The organism is Cellvibrio sp. BR, from assembly GCF_000263355.1.
Lineage (GTDB): Bacteria > Pseudomonadota > Gammaproteobacteria > Pseudomonadales > Cellvibrionaceae > Cellvibrio.
On the sequence record NZ_JH668201.1, the window covers coordinates 1,038,468 to 1,055,913 of the forward strand.

Below are 17,446 nucleotides of genomic sequence, written 5' to 3' on the forward strand. Positions count from 1 at the left end.
CAGTGATCTCTTAAATCGAAATTTTCTGTAAGTTTTTACGGCTGCCATACACCAAATTGGCAAGTGCGCGACTGCAGCTAACTGAGGCATACATGGTGGTGAGAATACCCACGATTAATGTCACAGCGAAACCTTTGATCGGGCCGGTACCAATAGCAAATAGAATTATGCCGACAATTAAGGTGGTTAGGTTTGCGTCAACAATTGTTATAAACGCGCGCTGATAACCCGCAAAAATAGCTTGCTGTGGTGAAGCGCCATTTTTAAGTTCTTCGCGAATGCGCGAGTGAATCAAAACATTCGCATCTACTGCCATACCAATCGTTAATACAATACCGGCAATACCAGGAAGTGTGAGTGTGGCACCAAACATTGAGAGCATGGTGATTACAAGGAGCAAGTTAAGTGCAAGGGCGATATTGGCAAAAATACCAAACATGCGGTAGGCCAGAATCATAAACAACACTACCAAGCCAAAGCCCCACAAAGTCGCGTCCACACCATTTTTAATATTCTCAGTACCAAGTGATGCACCTATAGTGCGCTCTTCAACAAAGTGCATTGGTGCTGCCAATGCACCTGCGCGCAACAATAACGCTAATTCTGATGCTTCTGCCGGGCTATCCAGACCAGTAATACGGAATTGCACACCTAATGCGCTTTGAATAGTGGCAAGACTAATCACTTTGCGCTCAATGTATTGCGTCATTTTTTCAACATCTTCACCGGCAGCATTTTTTACTACTTGGGTGCGAGTTTTATATTCAATAAATAAGATTCCCATCTGACGTCCGACATTGTTACGTGTCACACGGTGCATATGGGTTCCACCGAGACTATCCAGCGTAATATTTACCTGCGGCTGGTTAGTTTCGGGATCAAAACTACTAGTGGCATTGGAGACGCGATCACCGGTAACTATTAATTGTTTTTCCAATACAGCATTGCCACGCTGCATCTGCATCAATTCATCTTTGAATGGAAATTCTTCTTTGTTCGATACCAAGGTGTCAGGCGATGCTCCCAAACGGAATTCGAGATTAGCCGTTTTACCAATAACACGCTTAGCTTCGGCAGGATCTTGAATTCCCGCAAGCTGCACTATGATGCGGTTGCGTCCCTGACGCTGGACTATAGGTTCAGATACCCCCAACTCATTGACACGATTCCGTAGAGTAATCAGGTTTTGGCTTACCGCATAATCTTCGATTTCACGGATACCTGCCTCGGTAAAATTCGCCGTATAACTAAAGTCATTGGAATTAGCCTCAGAATCCGGCTTGGTAAATATTAAGGTCGGATAATCGCTACGCAGCAGATTTACCGCTTCATCACGGGCCTCGGCTGTACGGAAACGCGCAATAATTTGATTATCTTTTTGGGCGACGACAGAGGCATAGCGAACCTTCGCTTTGCGCATTTTGTCTTTCATATCATCAGCGTTAATTTCCTGACGTTTGGCTACTGCTGAGGCGGTGTCAACTTCTAATAAAAAATGTACGCCACCCGCGAGGTCGAGCCCCAATTTCAGTGGCTCGGCGCCTAATGCTTGTAACCATGCAGGTGTTGTGGATGCCGTGTTTAACGCAACCACATAACCGTCACCTAATGCTTTTTGTACGGTTTTGCGCGCGAGCATTTGTTGCTCTGCGTTTTTGATGCGCAGCATGGCTGTCTTTGGCGTAACCTCGCCGCCAAAAGCTTCAATGTTGGCCGCTTTTAGCGCTGCCTCCATTTTTGCCAAGACCGGCGCATCAATTACTTTTGAACTTGAATCACCAGACACCTGAATTGCAGGATCGGGTGCATAAAGATTAGGGATAGAGTAGATAACGCCAACTACAGTAAAAAACAGTAGCAGCAGGTATTTCCATAATGGATAGCGATTTAACATAGGGTTTTCCCAAGTTGTCTGCGGCAGAGAGTAGCAATCGCACAAGCGTTACATCTAGTCACGCGAATCTATTCCACCTTATTTTTACTTGCGCGCTGCCCGGTTTCGGACAGCGGTATGGCCAAGGGCGCCGGATTATAACCCTAATTCGCGCCCAACAACGATGCCGGAATCATCCCGGCGGCGCAGGTGGAACTTCTAAACCCTGACGCCCGTAAAAATCGGCTAAAAATGCATCAAATGTACCTTCTGTCAACGCAATGCGCATATCAGCCATGATGCGCTGGTAATAGCGCAGGTTATGAATGGTATTTAATTGCGCACCCAGCATTTCGTTGCACTTATCCAAATGATGAAGGTAAGAGCGGGAGAAATTTTTGCAGGTATAACAATCGCATTGCGCATCAAGCGGACCAGTATCATCGCGATATTTTGCATTGCGCAGCTTGATTACGCCCTCACTGGTGAATAAGTGGCCGTTGCGCGCATTACGCGTTGGCATTACACAGTCAAACATATCTACACCGCGACGCACCCCCTCCACCAAATCTGCTGGCTTACCTACCCCCATCAAATAGCGCGGTTTGTGCTTAGGCATTTGCGGCGTAAGGCTTTCGAGAATGCGCAGCATATCTTCTTTGGGTTCACCGACCGACAAACCGCCAATCGCATAACCATCAAACCCGATTTCGACTAAACCAGTCAGGGATTCGGTGCGCAGATTTTCATACATACCGCCCTGCACAATACCGAACAATGCAGAAGGATTATCACCGTGGGCGATCTTGGAACGCTTCGCCCAGCGCAGCGATAATTCCATCGAATCGCGCGCTTCATGAATAGTCGCCGGATAAGGAGTGCACTCGTCAAAAATCATTACGATGTCGGAACCCAAATCGCGCTGTACTTGCATCGATTCTTCTGGCCCCATAAACACTTTGCTACCGTTGATGGGCGACTTGAAAGTCACTCCTTCTTCAGTGATCTTGCGCAACTTACCCAAACTGAATACCTGAAACCCACCGGAATCGGTCAGTATCGGCCCTTTCCACTGCATAAAATCATGGAGGTCACCGTGCGCTTTGATGACCTCGGTCCCAGGGCGCAACATCAAATGGAAAGTGTTGCCCAGAATAATATGTGCACCTATATCTTCCACATCGCGCGGGGTCATGCCCTTCACGGTGCCGTAGGTTCCTACAGGCATAAATGCCGGAGTCTCGACTGTGCCGCGTGGGAACTTCAAACGGCCGCGACGCGCCCTGCCCGTCTGGCTATCTAATTCAAATTCCATAAAACATTGGTTAGTCACGATCTTCTCTCTCGGCTCAGATAAATAGTATTCAAACAGACCCGCCAACTGGTTGCTGCGCGGCCGCAGGATTGCGGGTGATAAACATGGCATCGCCATAACTGAAAAAACGGTATTGCTGTGCAACAGCTTCTTTGTAAGCAGCCATGGTAAAACCATATCCAGCAAAAGCCGACACCAACATAATCAGGGTCGATTCCGGTAAATGGAAATTGGTCACCAGTGCATCAACCACCTGAAATTGGTAACCGGGATAAATAAAAATACTGGTCTCACCCTGATAGGGATGGATCGCACCTTTTTGCGCAGGATCGGCATAACCCTGCGCGGCCGATTCCAAACTGCGCACGCTGGTGGTACCCACCGCGATCACACGCTTGCCCGCCGCTTTGGTGGCGCGCACCTGCTCACACACCTCAGGTGACACATCCATAATTTCCGAATGCATTTGGTGCTCGGCAATATTATCGACGCGCATGTTCTGGAAAGTACCCGCGCCCACATGCAAAGTCACAAACGCGATATTCACGCCTTTTGCACGCAGCTGCTCCAACATCAATTCATCAAAATGCAAACCGGCGGTAGGCGCAGCTACCGCGCCCTGTTCCTTGCTATACACGGTTTGATAGCGCTCACGGTCGGCGGCAACATCGTCCCTATCTATATAAGGAGGTAATGGCATATGGCCAATGCGATCCAAAACCACCAACGCCGGATCATCCCCCAGGAATTCCCACTCAAACAATGCATCGTGACGGGCGACCAATTGCACACGTGTACCGTCCTGCAAAATAACCTGTGAAGCCACTTTGGGTGCTTTGCTTGCACGGGTATGAGCAAGTACGCGGCGGTTATCCAACACCCGCTCCACCAGAATCTCCACTTGCCCACCCGAGGTTTTCTGGCCAAACAGCCGCGCGGGTATTACGCGGGTATTGTTGAACACCATCAAGTCGCCGGGTTCAACCAGATTAAGCAGGTCGGGAAACCGTCCATGGGCTAACTGGCCGCTCGTTCCATCCAACTGCAATAGACGACTGCCACGTCGCTCGGCAGCAGGTGTTCGCGCGATAAGGTTGTCTGGCAACTCGTAAAAAAAATCCTGGCGACGCATAAGAAGAGCTTAATGAAGGTTAGATAAAGAATAAAAAGGTCGGCAAGGGTATACCAATTCGGCTCAAGTTTAAATTAGCCACCAACTAACCCACCACTAACCAATAACAGTGAATAAATTTGCAGCGTAAACAGGCACTTTTTAGCCAAGGTGTTTAACAAACAACTGTTTTATAAAGTTTTTGAAATTAGTATTTGACAGCCGGGTTCAAATCATTAGAATGCGCACCACTCGCCAGTGTGGCGGAATTGGTAGACGCACCGGATTCAAAATCCGGCGCCCTTAAAGCGTGTCGGTTCGAGTCCGACCACTGGCACCAAATCCGAAGGGGGCTTACAGCAATGTAAGCCCCTTTTTTTATTGCCGTGAGTTTAAGATGGCTCAACGCAGTTTTTGCACCTGTAAAACAAAGCGCCTATTATCCACCTATTCTTTTTACTCTTGCCCTCGCGGATCACATGACCCAATACAGCCAACCACAAGCAATCATGTTTGCCGATGTGTCCGGCAGCTCGGCGCTGTATAAACGACTGGGCAATGAACAGGCCAAAGCCATCATTGATGAGTCAGTGCAGTTTATGACAGCACTGACCATAGTGCACGAGGGGACGCTGGTCAAAACTATTGGCGATGAAATCATGGCTCGCTTTGACACAGCCAGCCAGGCATGCGAAGCCGCAATTGCAATACAACTACGCGCCATCAAAGAGCCACACTTGAAAGATTTGGGAATACGGATTGGCATTGCGTTTGGCGAGGTACTTATCACAACCGATGATGTGTTTGGCGATAATGTCAACAACGCCGCCTGTGTAGCGCAGATTGCCCGCGCTAACCAAATTGTGATCACCCAATCTACTGTTGATGCACTCAACCCGCAATTGCGCCGTGACTGCCAGATGTTTGACCGGATCAACATCAAAGGCGATCAAGAAGAAACCGTTATTTATCGCCTGCAATGGGAACACACTGGCAATAATAACCGCACAACGATTGTAATCCCCCTCGATGATATCGCAGGCTTTGCAGAAAAATTTCAGCTTAAATTACACGTCAATAATGCTGTTGTGTTATTGCTGCCAGAACAAATGCCCTTCGCTATAGGTCGCGACACGAATAAAGCACAATTACTTATCGAAAGTGAATTTGCATCCCGCGAACACTGCCATATCGAATTCCGCCGCGGCAAATACGTGCTGGTTGATCACTCCACCAATGGCACTTATGTATATTTGGAAGAGCAAGCACCTATTTACCTACGCCGCGAAGAACTCCCATTGCAAGGCAAGGGGTATATCGGTTTGGGACAAACACTAACAGCGGGGCATGAATGGGCGATTCATTTTTCGCTGTAAACATCCTCTTCACCATGACACCAAAAATTTGACATGACCGAATCAATTGTTAGTAGTAACCAAAAAAGCTCATCACCAATATACGCCACACCCGGCCTTTCAAGACGCTTGGCGGCAATGGTTTATGACTCACTATTATTGATGGCGGTGAGCATTTTATACGGCGCGCTAGCGGTTGGTACAAACCTGCTAATTAACGGGTCGCCACCAACGGGGGAACGAATTAACTGGGGACACTGGGGGACAATTGTTTTTGTTGGATGGATAGCAACGCTGATATTATTTTTTTGTTATTTTTGGTGTAAATCAGGGCAGACTCTCGGCATGAAAACCTGGCGAATGAAAATGTTTGACAGCAACTCAATGGAGTTGCCCAGCATTAAACAGTGCCTGACTCGCTGCCTTATGGCACCCATTTCGATGATACTGTTCGGTGCTGGCTATTGGTTGATGTATGCAAATAAGGACCGGCAGACCCTGCATGACAAGATAAGCAAAACACGTATTTTATTGCTTAGCAAAGAACCCCAACTTAAATAGCGCCGAGATCATAGAGCGCATCAACGTGCTCTATTCAGCAGATAAAGCCCCAACAAAATACAAAGTGAGATGGGAATCATCACAGCAATCAGCGGCGGGAAGCCGAATACCAAACTGGAAGGTCCAAGTAATTTTTGCAGTAATAAAAATCCCACACCAAAAACAACGCCGGTGAAAATACGCTGCCCCATAGTTACACTGCGCAGCGGGCCAAATACAAAAGAAATCGCAATCAACACCAAACTCGCAGTTGCCAAAGGCTGCAATACTTTTTGCCAAAAGGCCAAACTATAATTACCTGCCATCAAATTCTGTTCATGCAAATAGTTGGTGTAATAGTGCAAATTACGCATGGACAAATCTTCCGGTTTCAATACCAGAATATTAAATAAATTAGGGGTGAAAGGCGTATCCCAGCGGCGGGATGCAATCACCTCATTGCGCATACCGCTCTCGGTAATGTGGGTAACTGAAACATCTTCTTCCTGCCAATACCCATCTTCATAACGCGCTTGTTTAGTGAAACTTGCCGATTCCAACTGTTGCTGCTGGTTAAACTTATAACGTGTCAAACCATAAATAACACCATTCGGCAGTACAGCACTGACATGCATAAATTCATCCCCCTCTCGATTCCACATATTTTGGGGCGCCGATTGGGTGGTGTTGTACTTTAAATAATGACGACGGTTGTCCGCCATCTGCTCAGTAAAAGGGGCCACAAATTCACCTAGCAGTAATGCCATCACTATAAAGACACAGGCAGGTCGCAGGGCAATCCACGTTATGCGCCGCACCGACACACCTGCCGCACGCACAACCACCAACTCGCTACTGCTCGCCAATAAACCAAGCCCGGCAAGGCAGCCAATCAAACAGGCATAGGGAATAAGATCATATAAACGGCGCGGAACCGTTAGCGACATGTAATAAAACGCTTCCAACGCGGTGTAAGCACCGGTGGTTTTTTCTAGTTGCGAAATCAAACCAAAAATAAAATCCAGCGCAATAAATACCAACAGCGTCATGGCGATTGCATAAAAAACAGTGCGCGAGATATAGGCGGTAATTTTAGGCATGAGCGCCCCCTACAGCCTTGGTACGCGAGAGCACTAAAGATTGCCAGTTAAGCATCACCACACCCAATAACAAAAAGGGAATATGCACAACCCACAGCCCCAAGGTATCCGGCAGATCACCCTCAGTAACCGCACTGCGCGCATTAATTAAAAAGGCCAGATAAAAAATATAAATTAAAATTGCAGGCAACATTTTCAAATAGCGCCCCTGGCGTGGATTGGTTTTACTCAGAGGAACAGCAAACAAGGTTGCAATTAACACCATCAGCGGCATAGAGAGACGCCACTGTAGGGTCGCCTTGCTTTCCAGATCTTCGGCAGCTATGAGTTGTGCCGTGGTTTTTGCATCAGCTTCGCTTTCAATTTCGGCAGCGCTGGTAGTGGGCGGCAAGTATCTGCCCCACTCATTAAAACTGGTAATGGTAAATTCATTAGAACCCGGTTGCCCCTCATAGCGATAGCCATTATTCAAAACGAGGTAACGCTGGCCATAATCTGTGTTGTAGGTTTGCGCCCCGGTTTGGGCTACCACGATAGTCGAGGTGAGCTGTCCATCCTGCTGGGCGACAAAGACGTTTTCCAGGCGTTTATTATCGTCACTCACCTCTTGCACATAAGTCATGATGCGCCCCTGGCCGATCGCTTGAAAACGCCTTTCTTGTAAACTTTCAAACTCGCTACGGTTGCGCTGCTCGGCGAGCACTTGTTGGGTTAACTGCGCCCCCAAAGGGCTGAGCCAAAAACTGAACAAGGCGACAATCCCCGCAACCAAAATTGCAGGCACCATGGTCATGCGCACCAATTGCCAATGACTCATGCCGGTGGCAGACAGCACCACCATTTCACTTTCGATGTACATACGGCCATAGGCCAACAACACCGCAAGGTAAAATCCAAGCGGTAAAATCAGCTCAAGCAGATTGGGCATTCGATAGGCAATAATAGTGAAGAGCACATCCACGGCAAGCTTGCCTTCAGCAGCATCATCGAGATAATCACCGAATTTGCCTGAAAGGAAAATCGTTAGCAAAATCGCGCTAACGGCAAGGGCGGTGACCAACAAATCACGCGAGAGATAACGAAAAATAATCAAGGTGCTAATCCTGTCAGTGGATATGGCGCTGGCAATAGGCACAACCATGTCGGCAAGCCTAAGGGCTAGTGACACGAACCGTTCGAGATGGTTCCAATACAGACCGAATTTTGCCGCCATAAGCGCTAAAAACTGTGGCATTATCACGCACAGCGCCCGATTTGTCTTGAGCGAATTATTAATTGTCTTAGCCCCTTAAGGACACCCTATGACTTCTGCAAAAAGCACCCCGAACACCAGTAAAAAAGCCACCCGCACCAGTGATGAAAAAAAGAGCAAAGGAAGCACAAAAAATAATCTAATCCAGTTCTCCAGCAAGCTCGTTGAGCCCTTAAAACAGGGCACTGACTGCCTTGTGATCGGTTGTTATGAAGGGTTGAAACTAAATGCGGCGGGCAGTGCAATTAATGCAGCAGATGCGCAACAGTTAGAGAGCATTCTCAAGCGTGAAAACTTTCAAGGCAAAGTGGGACAAACCCTGCTGTTGTTAAATCCGCAAGGTATTGCCGCTGCGCGGCTACTGGTGCTGGGGTTGGGCGCAACCAAAGAAGGCAGTATCAGCGGTGACAATTACCGCAAAGCGGTGCAAAAAATCGGCGATGCCTTACGCGCAACCACCTGCAGCGATTTAACCCTGGCACTCGCCGATGTGACGGTAATCAACCAAACTATCGAGTGGCAAGCACGCCAATTGGCGGAGCATTTGAGCCAGCTCGATTACCGCGCCGACAAACTGAAAAGCAAACCCGCTGAAGTCAGCCTGCAATTAAAGAAAGTTACCTTCGCCACAACCAAAGCGGATATTGTTGCAGCAAACAAAGGCTTGGCCCTGGGACAAGCAATTGCCAAGGGCGTAAATCTGGCGCGGGAACTCGGCGACTTGCCGGGCAATATCTGCACCCCAACCTACCTTGCCAGTGAAGCCAAACGCCTTGGTCGTAGCCACACCAAACTCAGTGTGAATATTCTGGAAGAAAAACAACTCAAAGAATTGGGCATGGGCTCATTCTTATCCGTCGCCGCAGGCAGCGATCAACCAGCAAAATTAATTGTTCTCGAATACAAAGGCAGCGCCAAAAAACAAGCGCCGGTAGCACTGGTGGGCAAAGGCATCACCTTTGACACCGGTGGTATTAGCCTCAAACCCGGCGCCGCGATGGATGAAATGAAATACGATATGTGTGGCGCCGCCAGTGTGCTTGGTACATTCCAAACCCTGATCGATCTGGAATTGCCAATCAATGTAGTCGGTGTGATCGCCGCCACTGAAAATATGCCCAGTGGCAACGCGACCAAACCAGGCGACATAGTTACCTCCATGTCCGGTCAAACCATCGAAATACTCAATACCGACGCCGAAGGCCGCCTGGTGCTGTGCGATGCACTCACCTATACAGAGCGTTTTAAACCCAAAGCTGTGGTCGATATCGCCACCCTCACCGGCGCTTGCGTAATCGCTCTGGGCAACCACGCAACTGGCCTGTTCAGCAATAGCGATGTGCTGGCCAAATCATTGCTCGCTGCCGGTGAAGAAGCCGCTGACCGCGCGTGGCATATGCCGCTGTGGGATGAATACCAGAAACAACTGGATAGCAACTTTGCCGATATGGCTAACATTGGCGGGCGCGAAGCGGGCAGCGTAACGGCCGCTTGCTTCTTATCGCGCTTTGCCAAAAAGTTTGAGTGGGCACATTTGGATATCGCCGGCACGGCTTGGCGTTCCGGTGGAGCCAAAGGCGCTACCGGTCGCCCGGTACCGCTACTGGTGCAATTTTTGTTGAACCAAATCGCTGCGAACAACGCTTAAATGACACATATTGATTTTTATGTATTACCCGAAACAACTAGCGAAGCGCGCTGGTTGTTTGCATGTCGCCTGCTCGATAAAGTTCACCGCATGGGCATGCGCACACTCGTGGTAATGGATGATGAAGTTGAAGCGCAGCAGTTCGATGAGCTGCTGTGGACATTCAAACCCGAGAGTTTTATTCCACATCAACTGATCAACACGGGGAAACCTGCGCCGGTGGAAATTACCTTTAATGGTGACGCTGGAGATCATCAAGGTTTGTTGCTTAACTTGAGTAAAACTATACCGCCCTACTTTAGCCGCTTTGAGCGCTTGAGCGAGGTGGTGATCCAAGAGCCCCTGAGTTTACAAACCAGCCGCGAGCGTTTCGGTTTTTATAAACAGCGCGGCTACCCGATCGAAACCAGAAAGTTGTGATTGCAACTTAATTTACCGGCACCGAGCATCAGGTAAAAAATATCATGGCCAACACCAATAAAACCAAAGCCGAGATTTTACAAGAACTGGAGTCCATTAAAGGGCTGCTGCTGGAAGAAGATCACATCCCTATTTTGCAGACAATTGATCCCGACTATCCGGATGAAGCGGCGGTATCAAACGCAACCAGCTACAACAATCCGTCCGTATTGCCGGGTCAAACGTCACTCTTTGAAGATGAGTTCCCGCATCAGCTGGATAGGCGCAGCGCAGGCTCTGACGACAACAAAATTTCATTCACCGATAAAACACCGGGGCCGGCCTCACACTCAACGAATTATCGCCCCACGCTGGGCAACACAATTCATACCAGTGTTTCCCGTCCGCTGGCTAAAGCCAGCGGTGAAAATCCATTTCTACCAAAACATATTCGCGAGCGCTTGCACGGTAATAATCCGCCCCCCTTGTTTGAATATGAAACAGCAAAAAAAATTGTAAATTCAACCAAAAACATTGCCAATAAAATGAATAAACCACGGCAAATATTGGTGGATGAGGTAGTCAATGGTTTGATGCCGCAAATTGAAGCGGAATTACGTCACCGCTTGTTGGCCATGAGTGTGGAGGACTTGGAAAAACTGTTACACGAGGAAGATGAATAAAACACTCCATCTTCCTACTTTCAGCGAATTACAACCGGGTCGGCGCTAACTCACGCGCTGACCTCACCTTGCCAAATGCCCAAATAGCCAGAATCACCAACACCACGTTAACAATAAACACCTGGTGATAGCCAAAATAATCGGCCACTACCCCCACCAATAAACTGCTAAATAAATTGCCCATATGCGTGGTGTTGGTATAGAGCGCCGAAGCACCGCCAGAGCGGCCAGGCATAAGCTCCTGAATGACCGAGACACCCACACCAGCCAACAATCCAATAAAAATAGAGTTGAAAATTTGCAGTACAAACAAGTGCCACAGATCGGTAGCAACATAAACGCCCAGATACAAAAACAAGGCGGCAACACCTGCGCAGCGAATCAAATTCACCAACCTAAAACGGCTGGCGTAATGGCCCGCCAACAACATGAACGGCACCTCCAGGGCGGCAGTAGTGCCCATCACCCACCCCATCCATTGGGCGTCGATGTGTAAGTTATCTTTCAAATGTATTGGCAGGCTGATGAGGTATGCGTTGTTCACGCCCCACATCAACGAGAATGCAACAACACAAAACCAGAGCGATTGTTTAATTGCAGGTGTTAAGGGCGGTAGCATCACCTGCTCACCGGTGTGATCAATATGAGGTGCTTTTTTCGGCAAGCGCGGCAGGAGTTTAAAACTCACAATGCCCACCAATAGATACAGCCCTGCCGCCACCGAATAGCTCAGACTAAAACTGTAATAAGTTGCCAATAAAAAACCAGCTGGTGGCCCCGCAACCCAGGCAAATGCAATTTGTGCACGCATAATTGCGTTAAACAGCGGAATACGCTCAGGGGGAATTTCTGCCTCGGCATAATCCAGGCTGTAAGCCATAATTTGCGCGAAGGACACCATCGACAAACTGAATAAAAATATTGCCGTTACAGCAACCAGCCAATAGTTGCGCGACAGCGCAAATACCACACAAGATACCGCCCCCAATACACAAAAACTGGCCACCAGTGGGCGCCGGTCTGCAAGCTTGTCGGACCAGTGCCCGATCCAATGGTTGTAGGCAATACTGGCAAGCGCGATGCCGCCAAAAACGAGGCCAACCAACAGCGGGCGCACGCCAATCTCTTTCGCGAGAAAGAGACTAAAGGTTGGCAATACCAGCGCGCCCACAATACCCACAATGAAAAACAGCAGGTAAATACCCAGCGCAACAGGGCGAAACAAGGGAGAGGACACTATCACGACCCAATGATCAGGAATGGATGCCTATAATAGCCGAAACCGGTTACGCGCCCCATGGTACAGACGGGATTTCCGGCGCGGATGGGGCGCTTTCTGTATAATCGCGCCACTCGTCGTTGAGGATAAGACCATGCACTGCATCAGTATTCAAATATCCCCCAAACATGCCCGCGAATTTGATCGCCGTGCATTGTTGGATCGTGTTCGCAGCATTCGCTCACCGGAAGTTGATGCGATTGAAGAAAAAGGCAAACTCTTTTTGAGTTTTAATTTTTTTACTGAATACCCTGCCCAGCTGTGGCAAGAGCTGCAGCAGGCACTTTATTTAGATCAAATTTATGCGCCGCAAATCGCACCGGTATCCATCGTGATTTGCGAGGGTGAAACCGAAGATGACTGCCTGCTGTTGCACCATTTTAATCGCGACGAACCGCTCGATAGTTTTACCTAAGCCCCTACTCTTTTTAATTCCGAGTCATTCATGTCAACAATTAATTGGTTCCCCGGCCATATGCACAAGGCCCGCAAAGAAATTGCGGAAGTCATGCCTCATGTGGATGTGGTGATAGAAGTTATCGACGCACGCATTCCTTTTTCCAGCGAGAACCCACTGGTGCCGAGTTTGCGCGGCGACACACCACTGATTAAATTACTCAACAAAGCCGATTTGGCCGACCCGGCAATTACCGCGCTGTGGGTGGAAAAAATGGAGCAGGAAAAAGGCGTAAAAGCCCTGCCCGTAAGCCAACAGCGCCCCGAGCAAATTCGCAACTTGCTAAATGTTTGCACCTCGCTGGTGAGCGAACGCCAACGTGAAGTGCGCCCGGCGCGGGTGATGATTATGGGTATTCCCAATGTCGGCAAATCCACCATCATCAATACCTTGGCAGGCCGTGTAATCGCCAAAACCGGTAACGAGGCGGGCGTGACCAAAGCCCAACAAAAAATAAAACTGGAGCACGGCATTCTGCTTACCGATACACCCGGATTTTTGTGGCCCAAATTATCACCACCTTCATGTGGTTATCGTTTGGCTATTACCGGTGCGATTAAAGATACCGTATTTGATTACGCAGACATCGCACTCTACGCCGCTGAATATTTATTAGCGGCCTATCCCGATGCGCTAAAAAAACGCTATGGATTAACCGAACTCCCTGAATCAGATGTGGAGTTATTGGATGCTATCGGCGTAAAACGCGGCTGCACACGCAAAGGTGGCGGCGTGGAAATCCAAAAAGTCGCTTCGATTTTAATTACCGAATTGCGCGCGGGATTACTCGGACCGATCAGTTGGGAAACGCCCGAGATGACACAACTAGAAGTATTGCGTGCAAAAAAAGAGGATGAAAAAAAGCGCATCGAAAAAGAAGAAGCAGATCGTATTCGCCGCCTGAAAACGCGCAAAAATCGTCGCTAGTATTGATTGTTATGGATACCCGCGTACGCGGGTATGGCGAAAATATATTCTCAAGTGCGTCACCACTTTATTGATCACAATTTTGCAGCCCACCAATCCACGCCGATATAACCTCAACAGCCTCATCATCAACCAAATGTGATGCAAGTGGCGGCATTTGATTTGCGTCGCGCACCTTCATCCGCGCAAGCAAAACTGAACGCTCCGGTTCACCCGGTGCAATAATACGCGCATTATCGATTCCCAAATTTCCTGCCGTTGGTTGCACGTTGCATGCTTGTGTTGCGGCCAGTGCTGTGCTGTAACGCAAATCCAAATTTACCGGCGTCGGCCCATCCACACTGTGGCAATTACTGCAGTTGCTATGTAAATAACTGCGCGCACGCTGTGCCAACGTTGCGTTGCCATCAGCGAGTGCAAACAAAGTGTAGGCTCTGTGGGATTGAGTAATTGAGGAAGAAAACAAGCTGATGTGTGCGAGAGAATCTAATTGATGCGCAGTGACGCTGCTCGCACTGTACAACATCGAATTATTTAACTGCACAGTTTCCAAACCCAACGCAAAGTTGGCCACTTGGGTGTGGCAAGTCAAACACTGCGCAGGGCTGGGATACTGCCACCGAATCCCCTCAACCGATTTCTCTTTACTATCCATTAACAGTTGGGCATCGGCTTGATCATCGCGCCATTCGTAACTAAACCCCTGCCACCCCAGCTCGCTGCGGGCAAATAATCGCGTCTCGATAAAACGATTATTCAATTTAAAGTGCTTCATTAAAACGCTGCCCACCGGAAACAAAAAATCGCCGTTATTGGTGAGTTCTATTTTTGTATTGTCAGGCAGCGCAAAGTAGCGCTCTTTTTCAGTGCCATCTGACCACAAGGGACTGGCTACGGAATAGGGAATCATCGCGGCTGCTGGCAATTGCGGATTGGCTACGTTTGCACAACCTGTTTCAGATAAATTCGTCGCCATTGTACCTGGCTGCAAAGTGCCACCTGTTACTTGCATTTTAACAATTTGGGAACCTGCACCTGACTGACCTATAGCGTATAGCTCACCTTGGTTATCCTGTGCGAATGACACTACGCCACCGGGGGCACTGCCATGTTCTTCAACAAGAATACTGCCGCCACTTTGCAACGTAATAGTTTGAATCGAATTTACACAGTAATCAGTAAAAAAATATTTTCCGTAAGCTGCCGGAAATTGTGCGCCACGGTAGACATAGCCGCCTATCACCGAACAAACTCCAGTATTGTGATTAATAGATAACACAGGTTTCACTTTATTAGTTGTGGAGCAATTGCTGCGCCCGCTGTAACAAAAATCGCCCTCCATATCACCCCAGCCGTAATTGCCACCGACTGTTACCAAATTTACTTCTTCCCAGGCGCTTTGTCCGACATCACCCACCCACAGCTCATCGGTTTCCCGATCAAAACTAAAACGCCAGGGATTACGCAAACCATAAGCCCAAATTTCCGGTGCATCGCCAGTTGTCGCAAATGGATTATCGGCTGGAATTGCATAACTGCGGTTACTACTGGTGTTATCAACATCAATGCGCAATATTTTTCCCAGTAAATTTTGCGTGTTCTGACCGTTTTGTTGTGGATCACCGCCGCTGCCGCCATCACCCGAGCCAATATATAAATAACCATCACTGCCAAATGCAATTTGGCCGCCATTGTGATTTGAATAGGGCTGATTAAAACGCAACAAAATCACTTCAGAATCGGGATTAATGGTTCCATCGCTCGCGACTTCAAAACGCACCACTCGCGTTTCCATTTCGTTGCTGGAATTGCGCCCGATATAGTTGAAATAGACATAGTGATTGGTGGCAAATTGCGGATGAAATGCCATGCCGAGCAAACCAGTTTCACCACCAGAAAAATCCACACGATCTTCAATATTAAGAATCTCTGTCAGGGTATCGACGCTTTCATTATTTTGAAATCGCACCACCCTGCCTGATTGGCGCGTGACATACCAATAACTGTTATCATCCGGGGCTTGAAGTAAATTAGTGGCGCTGGCGATATTAGGCAGAGAGGGAAATACCGCTTGCCAATGAATACTAATAGCCGAGCCAGAACTGACTGGCGACGGAGCAAGGCATGTAGCGTTGTCAGGCCTTACGGCCAAACCGGAAACAATACTGCTGCTGGAATTTGATGCAACAGAGGAACTAATTGCACTCGTCGGGGCTGGCGCACTACTGGTTGATGATGAAGGGGGATTACCCGAGCCCTTACTGCCGCCACAGGATATAAAAAGTACACAACTGGCTATAAGCAGCAAACTTTTTACGCAAGCCTTCATGGTTGTCACCTCGCAGTGCAATAAAAAAAGCGGCAGTGTTTAATCGCTTAATCATGCGCTTTAATACCCACGAAAGTGTGATTAATTGTTCACAAACAAAAAAGCGAGCATCAATGATGCTCGCTTTTTTAAAATCTCATCGTGCTTTACCGCACCAATAACTGGTATTTTTAGTCGGCGCCAGACTGTAATAGATTGCGCACATAAGCCGCGAGGGCTTGTGGGGTGGGATTTTCAGCAAGGTCTGTCGGTAACTTTTTTACGTGCCAGGTCACTGTCCAATCCAGATGCTGCCCAGGCTCAAGTGTAACCAAAGACGCCTGTTGTTTCATCTCAATAAAAATATGCTCGACATGGGCAAATATTTCTATTTCACTTTCACCCTTGGCAGTTGTACCCGCAGGGCTGTCATTAAATTCTTTTACTAACAAATAACCTTGGTCAACATACGCCATCCAACCTTCTTTGCCGTCTTGCATCATCTTGTGATGGTCGGTGCGAATTTTTTTCTTGTCATAATCAAACCAGGTCAGCTCATCAATCATCTGCACATCCAACGGATAAAAAAGACCACTGGAAATTTCGCTGTCACCGCTCGGGAAAAATAAACTGCCAGAGGATGGCAGGCGTGTCACTTCCAACGGCGCTACATTCTTGCGTTCGGTGCTGTGATTGGCAATGCGATAGTCGATGGTAATCCGATCAACACCGCTAGGGCGGTAAGTTTTGGTGAATTGATAGCCGGTGCGTGGATCTATTTCGCTCATCAATACCACACGATCTTCTTCGGTGGTTAAACGATAAGGTTTGTTGTCCAGCACATCAATGGGCGGCCAGCCCCAATCAGTTTGAGGGCTGGACCAGAGCACAGTGCCCCAGTCAGTCACCTTATCCAAATCGACAATGGGCACCAGTAACTCATGCCCTGCATATTTGAGCGACGAGATACGGCCACCAACTTTGGGCATTATTTCCAGCCGAACCTTACCCTGTTTGATCAGCAGGCGAGAGCCATCCTGTTTGCAAAAGTGAGGTAAATCTGCGGACTCCTCTTTACCTTTGCTGCACCCGGCCACAGCCAAAAAGACTATGGCCAAACATGCGATCAGGGAATAGCGAATACTCATTGTCTATCAAAATCCTCTAGCAGTAGCGCAACTGCTACCAAGGTCTAGCGC

15 protein-coding genes and 1 tRNA gene are annotated in these 17,446 nt (G+C 48.3%); 8 read left to right on the top strand and 8 right to left on the bottom strand.

The features are described from left to right. Positions 1-10 precede the first annotated feature (10 nt). The 3 genes from secD to queA form a co-directional block, all read right to left on the bottom strand. The gene (gene secD, locus O59_RS09750; protein ID WP_007642082.1) at positions 11-1,894 is read right to left on the bottom strand and encodes a protein translocase subunit SecD; all 1,884 of its coding nucleotides are present in this window, start codon (positions 1,892-1,894) and stop codon (positions 11-13) included. A gap of 172 nt (positions 1,895-2,066) precedes the next feature. Beyond that, positions 2,067-3,188: a tRNA guanosine(34) transglycosylase Tgt gene (tgt, locus tag O59_RS09755; RefSeq protein WP_007642084.1), complete on the bottom strand. Its 1,122-nt coding sequence runs from the start codon at positions 3,186-3,188 to the stop codon at positions 2,067-2,069. A 49-nt stretch (positions 3,189-3,237) separates the two neighbouring features. Next, positions 3,238-4,320 carry a tRNA preQ1(34) S-adenosylmethionine ribosyltransferase-isomerase QueA gene (gene queA, locus O59_RS09760; protein WP_007642085.1) on the bottom strand — a complete coding sequence of 361 codons (1,083 nt, stop codon included), beginning with the start codon at positions 4,318-4,320 and terminating at the stop codon, positions 3,238-3,240. Positions 4,321-4,553: 233 nt separating this feature from the next. Between queA and O59_RS09765 the strand changes: the two genes are divergently transcribed. From O59_RS09765 to O59_RS09775, 3 genes are all read left to right on the top strand, one after another. Next, positions 4,554-4,639: transfer RNA gene (locus O59_RS09765), tRNA-Leu, on the top strand. A gap of 139 nt (positions 4,640-4,778) precedes the next feature. Further along, positions 4,779-5,675: an adenylate/guanylate cyclase domain-containing protein gene (locus O59_RS09770; RefSeq protein ID WP_007642087.1), complete on the top strand. Its 897-nt coding sequence runs from the start codon at positions 4,779-4,781 to the stop codon at positions 5,673-5,675. A 33-nt stretch (positions 5,676-5,708) separates the two neighbouring features. Then, positions 5,709-6,215, top strand: coding sequence for an RDD family protein (locus O59_RS09775; RefSeq protein WP_007642089.1), 507 nt, complete (start codon positions 5,709-5,711; stop codon positions 6,213-6,215). Between the two features lie 20 nt (positions 6,216-6,235). Here the strand turns inward: O59_RS09775 and lptG are convergent, their stop codons facing one another. Both lptG and lptF read right to left on the bottom strand, forming a co-directional pair. Next, a complete protein-coding gene (lptG, locus tag O59_RS09780) occupies positions 6,236-7,294 on the bottom strand; it encodes an LPS export ABC transporter permease LptG (RefSeq protein ID WP_007642091.1) in 1,059 nt (352 codons plus the stop codon). Then, positions 7,287-8,528, bottom strand: a complete 1,242-nt coding sequence (lptF, locus tag O59_RS09785) for an LPS export ABC transporter permease LptF (protein ID WP_232283061.1) — start codon at positions 8,526-8,528, stop codon at positions 7,287-7,289. The genes lptG and lptF overlap by 8 nt, the downstream gene beginning before the upstream one ends. A gap of 67 nt (positions 8,529-8,595) precedes the next feature. On the opposite strand from lptF, the gene O59_RS09790 reads away from it, so the two are divergent. From O59_RS09790 to O59_RS09800, 3 genes are read left to right on the top strand one after another with little or no spacing between them, the layout of a single operon-like run. After that, positions 8,596-10,194, top strand: a complete 1,599-nt coding sequence (locus O59_RS09790) for a leucyl aminopeptidase (protein WP_007642096.1) — start codon at positions 8,596-8,598, stop codon at positions 10,192-10,194. Next, on the top strand, positions 10,195-10,614 hold the full coding sequence (locus O59_RS09795) for a DNA polymerase III subunit chi (RefSeq protein ID WP_007642098.1): 420 nt from the start codon (positions 10,195-10,197) through the stop codon (positions 10,612-10,614). 44 nt (positions 10,615-10,658) lie between these two features. After that, a complete protein-coding gene (locus O59_RS09800; protein WP_007642099.1) occupies positions 10,659-11,276 on the top strand; it encodes a hypothetical protein in 618 nt (205 codons plus the stop codon). Between the two features lie 28 nt (positions 11,277-11,304). Here O59_RS09800 and O59_RS09805 read toward each other — a convergent pair whose 3' ends face one another. Continuing rightward, positions 11,305-12,513, bottom strand: a complete 1,209-nt coding sequence (locus O59_RS09805; RefSeq protein ID WP_157152524.1) for a sugar efflux transporter — start codon at positions 12,511-12,513, stop codon at positions 11,305-11,307. Between the two features lie 136 nt (positions 12,514-12,649). Between O59_RS09805 and O59_RS09810 the strand changes: the two genes are divergently transcribed. Together O59_RS09810 and ylqF are read left to right on the top strand one after the other, a co-directional pair. Beyond that, the gene (locus O59_RS09810; RefSeq protein ID WP_007642101.1) at positions 12,650-12,970 is read left to right on the top strand and encodes a hypothetical protein; all 321 of its coding nucleotides are present in this window, start codon (positions 12,650-12,652) and stop codon (positions 12,968-12,970) included. A gap of 30 nt (positions 12,971-13,000) precedes the next feature. Then, positions 13,001-13,939: a ribosome biogenesis GTPase YlqF gene (gene ylqF / locus O59_RS09815; protein ID WP_007642102.1), complete on the top strand. Its 939-nt coding sequence runs from the start codon at positions 13,001-13,003 to the stop codon at positions 13,937-13,939. 67 nt (positions 13,940-14,006) lie between these two features. Here ylqF and O59_RS09820 read toward each other — a convergent pair whose 3' ends face one another. Beyond that, on the bottom strand, positions 14,007-16,268 hold the full coding sequence (locus tag O59_RS09820; RefSeq protein ID WP_007642103.1) for a PQQ-dependent sugar dehydrogenase: 2,262 nt from the start codon (positions 16,266-16,268) through the stop codon (positions 14,007-14,009). A 170-nt stretch (positions 16,269-16,438) separates the two neighbouring features. Further along, positions 16,439-17,395, bottom strand: coding sequence for a DUF4380 domain-containing protein (locus O59_RS09825; protein WP_007642120.1), 957 nt, complete (start codon positions 17,393-17,395; stop codon positions 16,439-16,441). Positions 17,396-17,446: the final 51 nt, after the last annotated feature.